Source organism: Streptomyces endocoffeicus, from assembly GCF_016741935.1.
GTDB lineage: Bacteria > Actinomycetota > Actinomycetes > Streptomycetales > Streptomycetaceae > Streptomyces > Streptomyces endocoffeicus.
On sequence record NZ_JAERRG010000076.1, the window covers coordinates 1 to 16,096 of the forward strand.

17 protein-coding genes are annotated in these 16,096 nt (G+C 71.8%); 10 read left to right on the plus strand and 7 right to left on the minus strand.

From position 1 onward, the window contains the following. Window positions 1–350: 350 nt before the first annotated feature. Window positions 351–803 (plus strand): hypothetical protein, encoded by a 453-nt coding sequence (locus JK364_RS53235; protein ID WP_307841707.1) that lies wholly within the window; start codon window positions 351–353, stop codon window positions 801–803. Window positions 804–996: 193 nt separating this feature from the next. Here JK364_RS53235 and JK364_RS53240 read toward each other — a convergent pair whose 3' ends face one another. The 4 genes from JK364_RS53240 to JK364_RS53250 form a co-directional block, all read right to left on the minus strand. Next, window positions 997–1,602: a Maf family protein gene (locus JK364_RS53240; protein ID WP_201858691.1), complete on the minus strand. Its 606-nt coding sequence runs from the start codon at window positions 1,600–1,602 to the stop codon at window positions 997–999. 182 nt (window positions 1,603–1,784) lie between these two features. Next, window positions 1,785–1,916, minus strand: a complete 132-nt coding sequence (gene mmpB / locus JK364_RS57410) for a morphogenic membrane protein MmpB (protein ID WP_256656293.1) — start codon at window positions 1,914–1,916, stop codon at window positions 1,785–1,787. A 94-nt stretch (window positions 1,917–2,010) separates the two neighbouring features. Next, complete coding sequence (locus JK364_RS53245; protein ID WP_201858692.1) at window positions 2,011–2,217, minus strand: acyl-CoA carboxylase subunit epsilon; 207 nt, start codon at window positions 2,215–2,217, stop codon at window positions 2,011–2,013. Between the two features lie 23 nt (window positions 2,218–2,240). Next, window positions 2,241–3,842 (minus strand): acyl-CoA carboxylase subunit beta, encoded by a 1,602-nt coding sequence (locus tag JK364_RS53250; RefSeq protein ID WP_201858693.1) that lies wholly within the window; start codon window positions 3,840–3,842, stop codon window positions 2,241–2,243. 238 nt (window positions 3,843–4,080) lie between these two features. Here JK364_RS53250 and JK364_RS53255 point away from each other — a divergent pair, with 238 nt between their 5' ends. The 5 genes from JK364_RS53255 to JK364_RS53275 all read left to right on the plus strand — a co-directional run bounded on the left by JK364_RS53255 (window position 4,081) and on the right by JK364_RS53275 (window position 10,554). After that, the gene (locus JK364_RS53255) at window positions 4,081–4,968 is read left to right on the plus strand and encodes a biotin--[acetyl-CoA-carboxylase] ligase (RefSeq protein WP_201858694.1); all 888 of its coding nucleotides are present in this window, start codon (window positions 4,081–4,083) and stop codon (window positions 4,966–4,968) included. 145 nt (window positions 4,969–5,113) lie between these two features. Next, a complete protein-coding gene (locus JK364_RS53260) occupies window positions 5,114–6,301 on the plus strand; it encodes an adenylate/guanylate cyclase domain-containing protein (protein WP_201858695.1) in 1,188 nt (395 codons plus the stop codon). Window positions 6,302–6,588: 287 nt separating this feature from the next. Further along, complete coding sequence (locus tag JK364_RS53265; RefSeq protein ID WP_201858696.1) at window positions 6,589–8,118, plus strand: cytochrome P450 family protein; 1,530 nt, start codon at window positions 6,589–6,591, stop codon at window positions 8,116–8,118. A 93-nt stretch (window positions 8,119–8,211) separates the two neighbouring features. After that, the gene (locus JK364_RS53270) at window positions 8,212–9,006 is read left to right on the plus strand and encodes an enoyl-CoA hydratase/isomerase family protein (protein ID WP_137978304.1); all 795 of its coding nucleotides are present in this window, start codon (window positions 8,212–8,214) and stop codon (window positions 9,004–9,006) included. A 441-nt stretch (window positions 9,007–9,447) separates the two neighbouring features. Then, complete coding sequence (locus JK364_RS53275; protein WP_201858705.1) at window positions 9,448–10,554, plus strand: GGDEF domain-containing protein; 1,107 nt, start codon at window positions 9,448–9,450, stop codon at window positions 10,552–10,554. 60 nt (window positions 10,555–10,614) lie between these two features. Here JK364_RS53275 and JK364_RS53280 read toward each other — a convergent pair whose 3' ends face one another. Then, window positions 10,615–11,409, minus strand: a complete 795-nt coding sequence (locus JK364_RS53280) for a transposase family protein (RefSeq protein ID WP_201858697.1) — start codon at window positions 11,407–11,409, stop codon at window positions 10,615–10,617. Window positions 11,410–11,572: 163 nt separating this feature from the next. Further along, window positions 11,573–12,202 (minus strand): type III effector protein, encoded by a 630-nt coding sequence (locus JK364_RS53285; RefSeq protein ID WP_201858698.1) that lies wholly within the window; start codon window positions 12,200–12,202, stop codon window positions 11,573–11,575. A 128-nt stretch (window positions 12,203–12,330) separates the two neighbouring features. Between JK364_RS53285 and JK364_RS53290 the strand changes: the two genes are divergently transcribed. The 4 genes from JK364_RS53290 to JK364_RS53305 all read left to right on the plus strand — a co-directional run bounded on the left by JK364_RS53290 (window position 12,331) and on the right by JK364_RS53305 (window position 15,023). Further along, window positions 12,331–12,762 (plus strand): Hsp20/alpha crystallin family protein, encoded by a 432-nt coding sequence (locus tag JK364_RS53290; RefSeq protein ID WP_201858699.1) that lies wholly within the window; start codon window positions 12,331–12,333, stop codon window positions 12,760–12,762. A 101-nt stretch (window positions 12,763–12,863) separates the two neighbouring features. Continuing rightward, a complete protein-coding gene (locus JK364_RS53295) occupies window positions 12,864–13,259 on the plus strand; it encodes a DUF2267 domain-containing protein (protein ID WP_201858700.1) in 396 nt (131 codons plus the stop codon). A 53-nt stretch (window positions 13,260–13,312) separates the two neighbouring features. Further along, entirely contained in the window at window positions 13,313–13,756 is a 444-nt protein-coding gene (locus JK364_RS53300; protein ID WP_201858701.1) for a DUF2267 domain-containing protein, read from the plus strand. Window positions 13,757–14,021: 265 nt separating this feature from the next. Then, window positions 14,022–15,023, plus strand: a complete 1,002-nt coding sequence (locus JK364_RS53305) for a recombinase family protein (RefSeq protein WP_201858702.1) — start codon at window positions 14,022–14,024, stop codon at window positions 15,021–15,023. A gap of 360 nt (window positions 15,024–15,383) precedes the next feature. Here the strand turns inward: JK364_RS53305 and JK364_RS53310 are convergent, their stop codons facing one another. Then, on the minus strand, window positions 15,384–15,734 hold the full coding sequence (locus tag JK364_RS53310) for a hypothetical protein (protein WP_201858703.1): 351 nt from the start codon (window positions 15,732–15,734) through the stop codon (window positions 15,384–15,386). Between the last annotated feature and the right edge of the window lie 362 nt (window positions 15,735–16,096).

Here is a 16,096-nt window from a genome sequence, read left to right on the forward strand (position 1 = left end):
GCGCACGATGGCTCCCTCCTTGAAACAAGCCGAGTTTAGGTACAGGCGACACCTCGCGCCGAGCAGACCCCGGGCGTGAGCTTGACCACACGGAGCGTGAACCTCGCGCTGGACGAACGTCCGGCTCCCCCGTCGCTCCACGGTACGCCCGGTTTTCGGGGCCGTGGCGCGGTCCGCGATGTGGGCAAGGTCTCCGGCACGCCGTGCTGCGGCGCTTCGCGTTTCTTTGTGGAGACCCTACGAATGCCGGGCGGAAACTTTGCCACGGCGTTCAGCTCGTCCGAACCTCTTGTGGCGGCGCTTACCCATTAGTAGCGTGCTTCGGCACTGACAGAGTGGAGGGGATCGCGGTGGCGCGCAGACCAGTGGCCGCGGTGGCGGCAGTGACGCTGATGGTCGAGGCGGTCGGCATAGCGCTGCTGAACTGGATCCTAGGCCTGGTCGTGGACCGTCAGCAGATGTCCTTGGGCGGCATGGACACCGACGCGATGTCGATCGGGACCTGGGTCGCGGGCGGCCTCTTCGGCCTCTATCTGCTGGTGTGCGGGGTGGTGCTGCTGCGCACCGCGGTGCGCGACCGCGCCCCCGGCCGCCTGGCCCGCATCCTGCTCATCACCTGTGCGGTGGTGCACGGGCTGTTGGGCGCGTTCTCGGTCGGCCTGGTGGGCTGGGCGGCGTTCGCGTTCATGATGGTGGTGCTGGGGCTGATCGTGCTGAGCCTGCTGGGGTACGAGGCGGAGTCGCCCGCCGAGCCCTCCGCCGAGGCCGCGGGCGGCGGCCACGACGCCCCCAGCCCGGCCTGAGCAGCCCGGCCTGAGCCGGGAAAGATCCAGGGAAAGCCCTAAGGGAAGTCCAGGGAAACGCCTAGCCGGAATTCCCTAGTCGTCGCCTGAGCAGGTCGGAGGAAGTCCCGTACGGTTCGGGCAGCGCCCCGAAGGGGCGCGGGGCTGTGCCGCAGTCGGCCGACGACGCATCGCGGCACTTCCCGCGGAGCGCTCAGTCGTTCCAGAGGTCCGTGATCCGCACGTCCAGTTCGGCGAGCAGCCGGCGGAACAGCGGCAGGGACAGCCCGATCACGTTTCCGGAGTCGCCCTCGATGCCGTCGATGAACGGCGCCGAACGCCCGTCGAGCGTGAACGCGCCCGCCACGTGCAGCGGTTCGCCGCTGGCGACGTACGCCGCGATCTCCTCGTCCGTCGGCTCGCCGAAGTGGACGGTGGTGGACGCGGTGGCCGAGGTGCGGCGGCCGCTCGCCGTGTCGATCACGCAGTGCCCGGTGCGCAGCACCCCGGCCCGGCCGCGCATCGACTTCCAGCGGGCGGTGGCCTCCTCGGCGTCGGCCGGCTTGCCGAGCGCCTGACCGTCGAGCTCCAGCACCGAGTCGCAGCCGACGACGAGGGAGCCGGCCGTCTCCGGAAGCCCGGCCACGGCGGTGGCCTTCGCCTCGGCCAGCACCCGGGCCAGCTCGGCGGGGGTCTCGGCGTCGATCGCGTCCTCGTCCACCCCGCTGACGGTCACCTTCGGCGCCAATCCGGCCTGCCGCAGCAGCCCGAGCCGGGCGGGCGAGGCGGACGCGAGAACGAGAGTGCGCTGCGCAGTCATGCGCACCAGGGTAAGCCGCTCCCGGCGAGGGGCCGGGGGCCAGGGGCACCTGCTACCGGGTGTCCGCCGCGTGGCAGGGGCTTCGCCCCTGGACCCCGGGGTCTGGGGCGGAGCCCCAGTTGTGGGAAGGGGCGGGGCGGGGAGCAGTCCGCCGCAGGCGTACGCGTACCGGCGGACACCCGCTAGGGCCACATGCCGAGGATGCACATCGCCAGCAGCACGGCGACGGTCAGAACGGTGCGGGCGCGGCGGAGCATGGCCTCGGCGCGCCGCAGTTCCTCGGGCGGCTCATCGGGCGGCTCGGACCACAGCATGAATCCGATCCTGAGGCCGGAGACGCCGGGGCGCCTGAGTACGCGTACTCAGGCGCCCCGGCGCGAAGCTGCCATTCGGCCCCCCGCGGGCGGCTCAGGCGGGCCAGTAGGTGGTGCGCCACGCCTTGGGACCCGGGTGCGGCACCCGGTGGCTGGGGACGGTGCGGGCCGGGTCGGACCACTCCTCCGGATCGTCCTCGGTCCGCGCAGCGGCCATGACTGCCGCCGCGCGTGCTTGCACCACCGCCAGAGCGGCGGCCAACTCCTCGGGGGTCGGGTTGCCCCGGACAATGCGGATCATGGAAACAGCCCTTCGCTCGGGGGCTAGAGGGGGATGTTGCCGTGCTTCTTCGGGGGCAGCGCTTCGCGCTTGTTCCGCAACGTCCGCAGACCGCGGACGATGTGGCGACGGGTCTCGGAGGGCATGATCACAGCATCCACATACCCTCGCTCGGCCGCGATATACGGATTGAGGAGGGTGTCCTCGTAGTCCGCGATCAGCTCGGTGCGGGTGGCCTCCGGATCGTCGGAGGCGGCGATGGTGCGCCGGTGGAGGATGTTGACCGCGCCCTGGGCGCCCATGACCGCGATCTGCGCGGTCGGCCAGGCCATGTTGAGGTCCGCGCCCAGGTGCTTGGAGCCCATCACGTCGTACGCGCCGCCGAACGCCTTGCGGGTGATGACCGTGATCAGCGGGACGGTGGCCTCCGCGTAGGCGAAGATCAGCTTGGCGCCGCGCCGGATGATGCCGTCGTACTCCTGGTCGGTGCCGGGCAGGAAGCCGGGCACGTCCACGAAGGTCAGCACGGGCACGTTGAACGCGTCGCAGGTGCGCACGAAGCGCGCGGCCTTCTCCGAGGCGTCGATGTCCAGACAGCCGGCCAACTGCAGCGGCTGGTTGGCGACGATGCCCACCGGGCGGCCCTCGACCCGCCCGAAGCCGGTGATGATGTTGGGCGCGAAGAGCGACTGGGTCTCCAGGAACTCGCCGTCGTCCAGGACGTGCTCGATCGCCCGGTGCATGTCGTACGGCTGGTTCGCCGAGTCCGGGATGAGGGTGTCCATCTCCCGGTCCTCGTCCGAGACCTCGAGATCGGCGTCCTCGTCGGGGAAGGCGGGCGGCTCGGAGAGGTTGTTGGACGGCAGGTACGACAGCAGCGCCTTGACGTACTCGATGCCGTCCTTCTCGTCCCCGGCCATGTGGTGCGCGACACCGGAGGTGGTGTTGTGGGTCCGGGCGCCGCCCAGCGCCTCGAAGCCGACGTCCTCGCCCGTGACCGTCTTGATCACATCGGGCCCCGTGATGAACATGTGCGAGGTCTGGTCGACCATCACCGTGAAGTCGGTGATCGCCGGGGAGTAGACCGCCCCGCCCGCGCACGGGCCCACGACCAGGCTGATCTGCGGAATCACCCCGGAGGCGTGGGTGTTGCGGCGGAAGATCTCGCCGTACATGCCGAGCGAGACCACGCCCTCCTGGATGCGGGCGCCACCGGAGTCGTTGATGCCGACGACCGGGCAGCCGGTCTTCAGCGCGAAGTCCATGACCTTGACGATCTTCTCGCCGAACACTTCCCCGAGCGCCCCGCCGAAGACCGTGAAGTCCTGGGAGAACACGGCCACCGGGCGCCCGTCGACCGTGCCGTAACCGGTCACGACCCCGTCCCCGTAGGGCCGGTTCTGGTCGATGCCGAAGTTGGTCGAGCGATGCCGGGCGAACTCGTCGAGCTCGGTGAAGGACCCCTCGTCCAGGAGGAGGCCGATGCGTTCGCGGGCGGTCAGCTTGCCCTTGGCGTGCTGCTTCTCCACCGCGCGCGCGGACCCGGCGTGGGTCGCTTCTTCGATGCGGCGCTGCAGGTCCGCGAGCTTCCCCGCGGTGGTGTGGCGGTCTGGAATCTCGGGGGCGGTCTCCGGCTCGGTGGACATCGGGATGCGGCTCCTGCTCGTCCTGGGGGTGGATACGGCGGGTCTTCAGGATCGGGGGAAGGCGGGGAACGGGGCGGTACGGGTGGTGATCGTGATCAGACGGGTCCTGTCGGGTTTCGGGGGTTCCGGACCGTTCGGCGGCTTTGCGCTGGCTGGGCTACCGGCACGTAGCGTATCGGCGGCACCGCCTGGTGGCACTGCGTCGTTGGCCACACCTCCTGACCCTAGGCTGGCCCCCATGACGCCTTCTGACACCTCAGGGAGCCCAGGTGACGCGCGCGGACGCTGGTCCGACCTGGAGCGGCCACCGCTGAACGCGACTGCGCTGCGCCGCGGGCTGGTGCGCCCCGGCGGGCTGTGGACCGAGCTCGAGGTGGTGCGGGCGACCGGCTCGACCAATACGGATCTGGTCACCCGGGCGCGGGCCGGAGCCCCCGAGGGCGCGGTGCTCATCGCCGAGGAGCAGACCGCGGGGCGCGGCCGGCTCGACCGCGCCTGGACGGCCCCGGCCCGGTCCGGGCTCTTCTTCTCCATCCTGCTACGGCCCGGCGGCGCGGGCGTGCCCACCGAGCGCTGGGGTTGGCTGCCGCTGCTGGCCGGGGTCGCGGCCGCCGGGGCGCTCAGCCGTGCGGCGGGCGTGGACACCGCGCTGAAGTGGCCGAACGACCTGCTGGTGACGGTCGCGGGCGAGGAGCGGAAGTTCGGCGGGATCCTCGCCGAGCGGGCCGGGGACGCGGTGGTGATCGGCATGGGGCTGAACGTCTCGCTGCGCGCCGGTGAACTTCCCGTTCCCACCGCGGGGTCGCTGGCCCTGGCGGACGCCGTCTCCACCGACCGCGATCCGCTGCTGCGGGCCGTGCTGCGCTCGATCGCCGAGTGGTACGGGGAGTGGCGCCGGTTCGAGGGCGACCCCGGGGCGAGCGGCCTCCAGGAGGCGTACGCGGCGGGCTGTGCGACCCTCGGGCGCCAGGTGCGCGCCGAGCTTCCGGGCGGCCGGGAGCGCGTCGGCGAGGCGGTCGCGATCGACGGCGACGGGCGTCTGGTTCTGGCCACAGAAGGCGGGGTTCAGGAGCCGGTCTCCGCCGGGGACATCGTGCATCTACGCTCCGTACCGAGGGAGGAATGACCCTCCCGCACCAGAGTGAGCTACGGCACACCTGACGTATCGTGGTCGCGGTCGGTCCAGCTCGGGGCGGCTGTGAGCGAGCTCGGGACCGGCCGGGAAGAGGGAACGGAAGGGCAGTGCGCAGGGATCGGACAGGGGGCGGGCAGTGACCGCCGACGACGCGGGTTCCGGCACGGCCGAGGAGCGCGAGGTGCTGGACGCCGCCGCGCCCGACGCGGCCGACGCGGCCGTACGGGACACCGGGGCGCGGGAGAGCGCCGCTGCGGAGGCCCCCGACGACGAGGACCAGCCGGACCCCATCGCGCTCCGGCTGGAGCAGCTGATCCTCGGCGCCGAGCGGCGCTACACCCCCTTCCAGGCCGCCCGCAGCGCGGGCGTCTCGGTCGAGCTGGCCACCCGCTTCTGGCGGGCCATGGGCTTCGCCGACATCGGCCAGGCCAAGGCGCTGACCGAGGCCGACGTCCTGGCGCTGCGCCGGCTGTCCGGTCTGGTCGAGGCCGGGCTGCTGAGCGAGCCGATGGCCATCCAGGTGGCCCGGTCCACCGGCCAGACCACCGCCCGGCTCGCCGACTGGCAGATCGACTCCTTCCTGGAGGGGCTCACCGACCCCCAGGAGACCGGGATGACCCGGACCGAGATCGCGTATCCGCTGGTCGAGCTGTTGCTGCCGGAGCTGGAGGAGTTCCTCGTCTACGTCTACCGGCGGCAGCTCGCGGCCGCGACCGGCCGGGTGGTGCAGGCGGCGGACGACGTCGAGATGGTGGACCGGCGGCTGGCGGTCGGCTTCGCGGACCTGGTGAGCTTCACCCGGCTGACCCGGCGGCTGGAGGAGGAGGAGCTCGGCGAGCTGGTCGAGGCGTTCGAGACCACGGCCGCCGACCTGGTGGCGGCGCACGGCGGACGGCTGATCAAGACGCTGGGCGACGAGGTGCTCTACGCGGCCGACGACGCGGGCATCGCCGCCGAGATCGCGCTGCGCCTGATCGAGACGCTGACGCATGACGAGACGATGCCCGAGCTGCGGGTCGGGATCGCGTTCGGCACGGTCACGACGCGGATGGGCGATGTCTTCGGCACGACGGTGAATCTGGCCAGTCGGCTGACGTCCATAGCTCCCAAGAACGCGGTCCTGGTGGACGGCGCGTTCGCCGAGGAGCTGAGCCGCACGGGGGAGGCCCCGGTGTCCGAGGCGGAGGCCGCGGAGGCGGCCGCCGCGGCGGAGAAGGAGGGCGAGGAGCCGCCCTCGTACCGCTTCGCGCTGCAGCCGATGTGGCAGCGGCCGGTGCGTGGCCTCGGGGTCGTGGAGCCGTGGCTGCTGAGCCGTCGCGCGTGAGCCCGTGCGGGGCGGGCGGTGCGGGTGGTGCGGGTGGTGCGGGTGAGTCCGGACCGTTCCGGGCGGCCGCGTCCGGATCGTTCCGGTAGCTCCGTCCGGAACGTTCCCGCGGCCCCGGCCGGATCATTCCGGTGGCGCTGACCGGATCACTGAACTGGGCCCGGCGCGGGGCCTGTTGGGCTAGCCTACGTCCGCAAGATCCACTCGGTGGATCCCAGGTCCTGTCGTCGAAGTAGCACCGTCCGCGTCCGCCCGCGGGGTGGGCCCGGCGGTGTCCAGGAGCACGTGTGACCCAGCTTTACGATTCGAGTGCTCAGCGTCCGGGCGCCTTACCTCCGCCGGGCTGTCCCGCCCACGGGGATTCCGGTGCCGAACCGCTCCACGCGCCCGAGTTCGGCGCGGACCCCTTCGCGGTCTACCGGCGGCTGCGCGAGGCCCACGGCCAGCTCGCGCCGGTGGAGCTGGACAGAGGCGTACCGGCCATGTTGTGCCTGGGGTACGACACGGCGCTGGAGGTCATGCGGCGCCCCGAGACCTTCTCCAAGGACCCCCGCCACTGGCGGGACAGGAACGAGGGCCTGCTGCCGGAGTCCAGCTACGCCCCGCAGGTCATCAGGCCCCGGCCGCAGGTCGACTTCGTGGACGGCGAGGAGCACCGGCGGCTGCGCGGCGCCATCGAGGACACCACCGGCCGGATCGACTCCAGCGCGCTGCGGAACTATGTCGAGCGCATCGCCGACTCGCTGATCGACCAGTTCTGCGAGGCGGGCGAGGCCGAGCTGATCGGGACGTACTGCGCACTGGTCCCGATCATGGTGACGAGCCAGCTCTTCGGCTGCCCGCAGGAGATCATGGACCGGCTGCTGCGGGGCGTGGCGTCGTTCATCGACGGCTCGGACCCCTCGGGCGGGGACCGGACCTCGGGCGCGGCGCTGCGCGAGCTGATCGACCTCAAGCGGCGCGAGCCGGGCGCCGACATCACCTCCTGGCTGATCGCCCATCCGGCGCGGCTGAGCGACGAGGAGCTGGTCGAGCAGCTGCTGCTGCTGATCGGGATGGTGACCGGGGTGGTGCCCGGTCTGATCGGCAACGCCCTGCGGGTGCTGCTCACCGACGAGCGGTTCTCGGGCGAGCTGATGGGCGGCAGCATGCTCGTCGAGGACGCCCTCGACGAGGTGCTGTGGACGGACCCGCCGCTGGCCAACATGGGGCTCTACTTCCCGGTGCACGACACCAACCTCGCCGGGAAGCGGCTGCGCGCGGGCGACGCCGTGATGATCAGCTTCGCGGCGACCAACCGGGACGCCCTGCTGAGGTCCCCCCACAAGCAGGGCAACCGGGCCCATCTGGCGTTCGGCGCGGGCGCCCACGCCTGCCCCGGCCGGTCCTCGGCCCGGCTGATCGCCTCCGTCGCGCTGGAGAAGCTGCTGGACCGGGTCCCCGATCTGGCGCTCGCCGGGGAGATCGAGGAGCTGAAGTGGCTGTCCGGGATCTTCGTACGGGGGGTGATCACGCTGCCGGTGCGGTTCGCTCCCGTTCCCAGGCCGGGGAGCCGGCGTGGTGCGCCGCCCGCCGCCCGCCCGGGGGAGCCGGGCCCGCAGGGGCGGCCAGGCCGGCCGCAGGAGATGCCGCCGGGGACCCCTCCGCCGCCGCCCATCCCGCCGATCTCGCTGCCGTTCGCCACCGGCGCGGCGTCCGCGGCTGAGGCCCCGACGGGGTCGGGGCCGGGTCCGGAGTCGGAGCGGCAGGGGGAGGACGGGCAGAAGCAGCAGTCGATGCTGCTGGGCTTCCTGAACCGGTGGCGGCGGGGCCGCTAGGGCCTGTCCGGGCGCTCACAGGTTCCGCACGCCCCGGGGAGCTGGAATGATCGCGGGCAGTGTGTTCACGGTCGTTAACCGGGAGAGTGCGTGATGAGTGAGCAGCGGTACGGGGAGTGGGTCGCGGTCCGCAGGGACGGCTTCGTGGCCGAGCTGGTGCTGGACCGGCCCAAGGCCATGAACGCCGTCTCGTCGGAGATGGCGCGCTCCATCGCGGCGGCCTGCGCGGCGCTGTCCGAGGACCGCGACGTCCGGGCCGTGGTGCTGACCTCGACCCATGAGCGGGCCTTCTGCGTGGGCGCCGACCTCAAGGAGCGCAACTCGCTCACCGACGCCGAGATGATGCGGCACCGGCCGGTCTCCCGCGCCGCCTACACCGGGGTGCTGGAGCTGCCGATGCCCGCCATCGCCGCGGTGCACGGCTACGCGCTGGGCGGCGGCTTCGAGCTGGCCCTGTCGTGCGACGTGATCGTGGCCGACCCCACCGCCGTGGTGGGGCTGCCCGAGGTGTCGGTCGGGGTGATCCCGGGCGGGGGCGGCACCCAGCTGCTGCCGCGCCGGGTGGGCGCCGCGCGCGCCGCCGAACTGATCTTCTCCGCGCGCCGGGTGGCCGCCGCGGAGGCCCATGCGCTGGGCCTGGTGGACCGGCTGACGGCGGAGGGCGAGGACCGGGCGGAAGCCCTGGAACTGGCCCGCGGCATCGCCGCCAACTCCCCGGTCGGCGTGCGGGCCGCCAAGAAGGCGCTGCGGCTGGGGCAGGGGCTGGATCTGCGGGCCGGTCTGGAGGTCGAGGACGCGGCGTGGCGGACGGTGGCCTTCTCCGGGGACCGCGCGGAGGGTGTGGCCGCGTTCAACGAGAAGCGTCCGGCGAACTGGCCGGGGGAGTAGCGGACCGGGACCGGGCGGAGGAGTAGCGACCCTGGGACTGGGCGGAGTGCCGGACCCCGGGCGGAGGAGTGGCGGCCCTGGGACTGGGCGGAGTGCTGGATCCCGGCCGGAGGAGTAGCGGTCCCGGGACTGGGCGGAGTGCTGGACCCCGGCCGGAGGAGTAGCGACCCCGGACCGGGGAAGTTGACCGGATCCGGGGAGTGGCCCCGGCCCGGGGGGAGCGAAGCGGCCACCGGGGGTGACCGTTCGCTCGGATACCCGGGGTGAACGGCCCGCAGCGGATTGTTCTCGACGTTCTTACGCTGGAGAGCAGAGCGAACGATGCGAACGATGCATGGCCGTGAGGAATGCGAGGCCGTCGTGACGGACAACGGGGAGATCGGCGGGCGGCCCGATGGGGTCGACGGACGATTGCGGGCCGTCGTACGGCTCGCTCAGGAGATGGCGGCGGCGCACACCCCGCAGGAGTCGATGGGCGCGGCGGCCGAGGCGGCCCGCCGCGCCCTCGACGGCAGCTTCGCGGCGATCTCGATGTGGGAGCGCGAGCGGGGACGGCTGCGGGTCCTGGTGAACGTGGGCGAGCTGATGGCGGGCGAGGAGCGGCTGCCGGAGGACGAGTCGTATCCGGTGCACGACTTCCCGGAGATCGCCGAATTCGTGCATGAGCACTGGGCCGCGGGCGGGGAGCCGCATGCCTGGGTCGAGACGGCCGAGGGCGTGGGCACCGGCGTCGGCTCGGCCCCGCCCAGCGGCGGCTGGGGCAGGGTGGCCGCGCTGCGGCGGCGAGGGCGCGGCAGCTGTGTGGTGGCCCCGATCGTGCTGCACGGGCGGGCGTGGGGCGAGCTGTACGTGGCCCGGGCGGCCGGGCGGCCCGTCTTCGACCGCGACGACGCCGACTTCGCGACCGTGCTGGCCTCGGTGACCGCCGCCGGGCTGGCCCAGACCGAGCGCCTGGAGGAAGCCCGCCGCCTCGCCTTCACCGATCCGCTGACGGGTCTCGGCAACCGGCGGGCGGTGGACATACGGCTGGACGAGGCGCTGGAGGCGTTCCACGCGGACGGCACGGTGGTGAGCCTGGTGGTCTGCGACCTCAACGGTCTCAAGCGGGTGAACGACACCCTCGGCCATGCGGTCGGCGATCGCTTGCTGGAACGATTCGGCTCATTGCTGTCCATATGCGGCGCGATGCTGCCCGGGGCGCTGGTGGCCCGGCTGGGCGGCGACGAGTTCTGCCTGCTGGGGGTCGGGCCCCCGGCGGACGAGGTGGTCCGGGTGGCCGATGAGCTGTGCCGGCGGGCGGCGGAGCTGGAACTTGGCGAGGGAGTGGCCTGCGGGATCGCGTCCACCGGCGACCCGATCGGCCCCGTGCCGTCGGCCCGCCGCCTCTTCCGCCTGGCGGACGCGGCCCAGTACCGGGCGAAGGCGGCCCGCTCACTGAAGCCGGTCGTGGCGGGCCGGGACGGCGGCGCGGAGGACGCGGTGATCCGCCTGGCCGACACGTCTCCCGCCCACCCCCCGGAACGCCGCCGCTTCCGAGGCCGCCGCTAACGAGGTTGTGAGCGAATGCGTTCGGGGCGTCCTGGCCGGAGCGTTCGGCTGGTGGGCGGTTCAGCAGGCCGTCATGCTGACGGGCACGAGTTCGGTGCTCGGCTTGCGTCGGGTGGCGCGCTGGGCGGCGCGGTCGGAGACCAGGCCGACGATGGCACGGTGGGTCGCTGGGTAGTGCTCGCGCCGTCCGAGGAAGCGTTGCAGTGGGCGCCATTGCTTGTGCTCGGCGTTGGCGTGTTCGACGCAGATCCGCGCTGATGACTGACGGCGTCGCATCTCGCGCCAGGCGTACTGCTCGCCGAGTGGGGCATCCTCCTTCGGTTTCTTCGGCGGGGCGCTGACCTGGTCGGGGAACTCGTTGGCCAGCCCTCGGCCCTCGTCGACCTCCGCCTTCACCTGCGAGTGCAGGCGGAGCTGCTCGGCGATGCCCTCGGTGCGCATCGCGGTCTGGTCATGCATGCGGCCGGGCCGGTCGGCCCCGGACCACAGGGTGCGGCCCTGCGAGTCGCTGATGGTGGTTGTCTTCATGGTGTTCTGCTTCTTCTTGCCAGAGACGAACGCGCACCGGCCAGGCCGGTGGGCCTTGGGACGGCGGACCTGGGTCTCGGTGCCGTCGATCCGCAAGGTGACGTTCTCGGCAGCGGCGTAGGCGAACACGTCTGCCAGCGTGCGCAGCCGCACCCCGGGCCGGTCGGGGACGGCGAAGCCCCGCTCGGCCAGCAGCGGGCGGATCTCCCCGATCGCCCGGGTGATGGTGGACCGCTCCAGGCCGTACAGCTCCGCAAGAGCGGCGTGCGGGAACTGGTGACGCAGGTGAACCAGGGGTATCGCCGAGGTGAGCCCAAAAGGGGCCATGGGATGATTTGAACCGCTGATGCGCTGCGTCGGCGGGAGATCTGGGTGCCGGGGGCGAACCGGTGGCGTAACCCGGAGGACGATCTGCCGCCGGACTTCGAGGGCAATCGGGGGTTCACCCGGGGCGGAGGCTGACTGGGCTGTTGCGGGGCACCGGGCGGGGTCAGGGGGGAGTGAGGGTGTCGAGCCGGGCGGCGAGGTCGGGGTGGGCGGCGGCCAGGAGGGGGCGGGCGGCGGCCAGGGGGGCGATGAGGTCGGCGGGGTCGTTGTGGGCAAGGGCCGCGTGCAGCTCATTGAGCGGGCGGCGGGCGGCGGGGGGAAGGTCGGTGAGGGCGGTGATCTGGCCGGCGAGGCGGCGCAGGTCGGCCGCATTGCGGCGGGCCCAGGTGGCGGTGTTGCGGTCGGCGGCCCGGGCCTGACGGGTGGCCGTCACGCGCTGTTCGCCGGTGGTCCCGGCCGGGCCGGGGCGGCCGCGCAGGTAGCGGCGCTCGGCGGCCTGGCGGCTGGCGACACCCAGGGGAGAGGCGAGGTCGGCCCAGCTGGCGCCCGCGTTCCGGGCCGTTTCGATCAGGCCGGTCTCCCATCCGGCGAGCCGCTCACGTACCTGCCGCAGCAGCATCAGCGAGGCGAGGGCCTGCTCCGGGGCCGGCCCGGCGCCGAGGGTGTCGGGGGTCTCGTGCTGGGCGTCGCGCAGGGCGTCGTCTATGGCTTTCAGGGCCGCCGCGGCGGCGAGGAACGACGCCGGACTGTGGGCGTCGGTGTCGGTGGAGACCGGCTGGTCGGGTGCGGTCACGGGCACCTCCCTCGGGTTGTCATCATGTAGACGACATCGTGTTTGTCATCCATTGGATGACATGTTACAACGGTGTCAGTGAGGCGCATTGGCAGTAACTGCCTGAACCTGCTGGAGGTGTTTTCACGATGTTGATGCGCACTGACCCCTTCCGTGAGCTGGACCGGCTGGCGCAGCAGCTGATGGGCCCGGGCACTTGGTCGAGGCCGTCGGCGATGCCGATGGATGCCTACCGCGAGGGTGACGAGTACGTGGTGGCCTTCGACCTTCCCGGCGTCAGCGCGGACGCGATCGACATCGACGTCGAGCGGAACATGCTGACGGTCAAGGCGGAGCGCCGGCCGGTGGCGAAGGCCGACGACGTGCAGATGGAGCTGTCCGAGCGGCCGCTGGGCGTCTTCTCCCGCCAGATCGTGCTCGCCGACACCCTGGACACCGAGCACATCAAGGCCGACTACGACGCGGGCGTGCTGACCCTGCGTATCCCGATCGCCGAGCGTGCCAAGCCCCGCAAGATCTCCATCGGCGTCGGGACCGGCCACAAGGAGATCTCCGGCTGACACCGGCCGGACAGGTGCGGAGGACGGGCATCTGATCTCCCCCTCACCCCGTCCTCCGCACCCCGTGGGCAGGCCGAAGAACAAGAAGGGGCGGCGGCGAGATGACTCTGCGACGCGAAGCGTTCCTCGACCACGTGAAGGAGCGCGGCGAGTACGGCACTGTGGAGGAAGCCGAGCGCGCGGCCCGTGTGGTGCTCGCCCTGCTCGGCGCGCATCTGGTCGGCGAGGTTCGCGCCCAGCTCGCGGCACGTCTCCCGGAGGAATTCGCCCTGATCCTGCTCAACCCGCTGCAGAGCGCCGAACCGCTGCCCCCGGAGCGGTTCGTGAGGGCGACCGCAGCCTGGATCGAGGGCGCCACCGAGCAGACCGCGACCTGGGACGTCAGCGCCGTGCTGTCCACGGTCGCCGACACGGCCGGCGAGGACCTGCTGGGGCAGATCCTGCTCCAGCTCCCCGCCGACTACGACCTCCTCTTCGGCCGCCCCCAGCCCACCTGACCCCTACCTCGGTGCCACACACCCGCACCGCTCCACGAAAGGCATGCACCGCAGTGATCACCGACGTGCGCGTACCGGCTGAGCACCAGCAGCCGTACTCGACGGCGTATGAGCAGATGCTGGAGAAGGTCCGCTACGAAGGCGCCTACCCCACCCGCGAGAGAGCCGAGGAAGCCGTCCGCCTGGTTCTTGCGGGGCTGGGACGCCAGCTGACCGGCGACGAACGCGTCCACCTGGCCGCCTGCCTGCCCCTGGAAGCCGCACGTGTCCTGACCGCACAGGTCCCCGACACCCAGCCGCTGACCGGATGGGCCTTCGTCAAGGACCTCGCCGCCCGCTCCGGCGCCTCCCTGGCCACCACCCGCTGGGACACCGGCTCCGTCTTCGCGGCCGTCGCCGCCCACGCCGGCCCCGACCTCATCACCCGCATCCTCCACCAGCTCCCCACCGGCCACGCGCTGTTGTTCGGCCGCGCCGAACTCACCTCCGCCGCGTAAACGGCGCCGGCACCCCGGGGCCGCAACAGGATCCCTCCGGCGGCCCTTGGCGAAGTCCCCGATCTGCGCGATCGGGGACTTCCGCCTTCGCTGTGCATGATGACCGTCTCGGGCGGTGTTTCTCATAAACGGTCCTTTGCCGGAGCAAGATCGATAACGGCCCGCCGGACCCTCGTTGATCTCGGTTCGGTTCTCAGAACCCGTTCTCACTCGAAAGCGGGACGGACCCCCTTCTGAGACTTGCATTATGCGAAGATCCGGGCCCATGACGGTCTCTCAGCAGCCTTCCCCGCCCGACCGGTCGGACGCGGACGACATCGAGCAGCACGCCTGTCCGAAGTGCGACGCACAGCCCGGCTCGCCGTGCCGATCGCGCGGCGGCGCGGTCGCCTCCGCGTACCACACCCGCCGCTTCACCCAGGTGCCCCGCCTGAAGAAGGCGCTCCGGGTGCCGACTCCCGCCGACCGCAACCCCGGCAAGCCCTGGCGGCCCGGCCACTCGGTCCCCACGGCCGTCGACCCGGACCTGCCGAGCGCGGACATCCGCGTCGGCTATGCCCGCTGCTCGCACCTCAGCCAGGAACTCGACTCCCAGCTCGATGCCCTCAGCAAGCACGGCATCCCGAGAGACAAGATCTTCAGCGAGAAGATCAGCACCCGAGTACGGGTCCGCCCGCAGTTCGAGGCGGCGCTCCGTACGGCGCGGGAGATCAAGGCGCACGCCCCGCACTGCCGGGTCATCTTCACCGTGTACGAGATGAAGCGCCTCGGCCGCGACGCCGCCGAACTCACCGCGCTCGCCGACCACCTCACCGCCCACGGCCTGGTCCTGGAGATGCTCTCCGGGCCTCTGCCCGGCATCTACGACCCCACCGGCGCGGCGCCGCTGCTGTTCGCGTTCTTCGCCGCGATGGCGGAGACCGAACGGGAGAACATCCGCGAGTCGACGCTGGAGGGGCTCGACACCGCGGCCCGCAAGGGCAAACACGGCGGCCGGCCGCCGGTCATCACCGACGACATGCTGCACACCGTGCTCCGCCGTAGGGCGAACGGCGAGTCCATCGAGCAGATCCAGCCCGACCTGATCATCCCCACCGGCAAGCGCAAGGGCCAGAACCCCTCCGTCGCCAGCATCTACCGGGCGCTCGCCGAGCACGCCAAGCGCGAGGCGTACCCCGAAGCCGTCGAGGCGGCCCACGCCGACTTCGCCGCCCTCCAGACCTGCGAACTCCCCAGCCCCCGGGCCCAACCGCAGACCGTACGGTGACTCACTAGAGCTTCAAGATCATCTCGTGGCCCCTTTTGGGCTTACCTCGGCGATCCCCCAACCAGGGTGACCAGCACCCGGTCGGTGAACACCAGGTCGTGCTTCGGCCCGGCGCCCGGCTGCTGCCTGCGCTTTCCGCCTCGCCGCTCCTGCAGCGCGGACTGACAGCGTGCAGTCCATGGAGCGGCCAACTCCTCGAGCAAACCGCCGAGATGCGCATGGGAGATACCCGTGAAGGCTGGATGGGACAAGGCCGCACGGGCCCATTCCCTCGTCGTCACACACGAGGAACCCGTGCGGCCGCCTCCACGTCACGCCCGACTTCCACCCCATCCCCGTTGATCTTTGCCGGGCTGGGTCTCATAGCCACCGCATGGCTGCCTCGACGCTGTCGCCGATGCTGGTGTTGAACGCGATAGCGGCCCCCGGTGCATGCTGCCGGACCAGGTTCACGACCTGCTCGAAGAACGTCAGCAGAGGTTCAGGCTTGCGTATCCCACCCCCGATGACGACGACGTCCCAGTCTCGTTCGGAGAGCGCTGCGACCACCGTGGACTCGGCTGATTCGTCCGGCGCAATCAGCGTCACGGAAGCATCGACGGCATGTTCGCCAAAACGGGCCAGTTCCTTGTCCAGGACCGCGCGCATGGCGTCCCCGTCCATACCAGGCACTGCGTGCGGGTCGAAACCAAGAATGAGCGCAGAAGGCATGCTCTGCATGACGATCAGCTGCCCGTGCCGGTTCCCGTTGCATGAAGCTGCCCTCTGGGTGGCGACATCACCTGAGACTCCAGGCCCTACCCACGTCGGCGACGACCCGCGTGAGCCGGGAACTTCGCTCACAGCCTCGTAACCCCACGGCGTTCCGGTCCCCCACCCCACCCCACCCCTCCCCGAACCCGGGGCAGACCCCGGGCCCCCACCGGGGCTGTGCCCCGCGCCCCGGGGCCCCAAGGGCCGTTTGGCTGAGTAGCTACAGGTGGCCACGGCCACAGAGGCCCGCGACGACGCCGTGAAGCTGGCCCATGCGGTATGTGCCGGGCAAGGGGCAGCGCAGCGGCCCCTTGCCATAT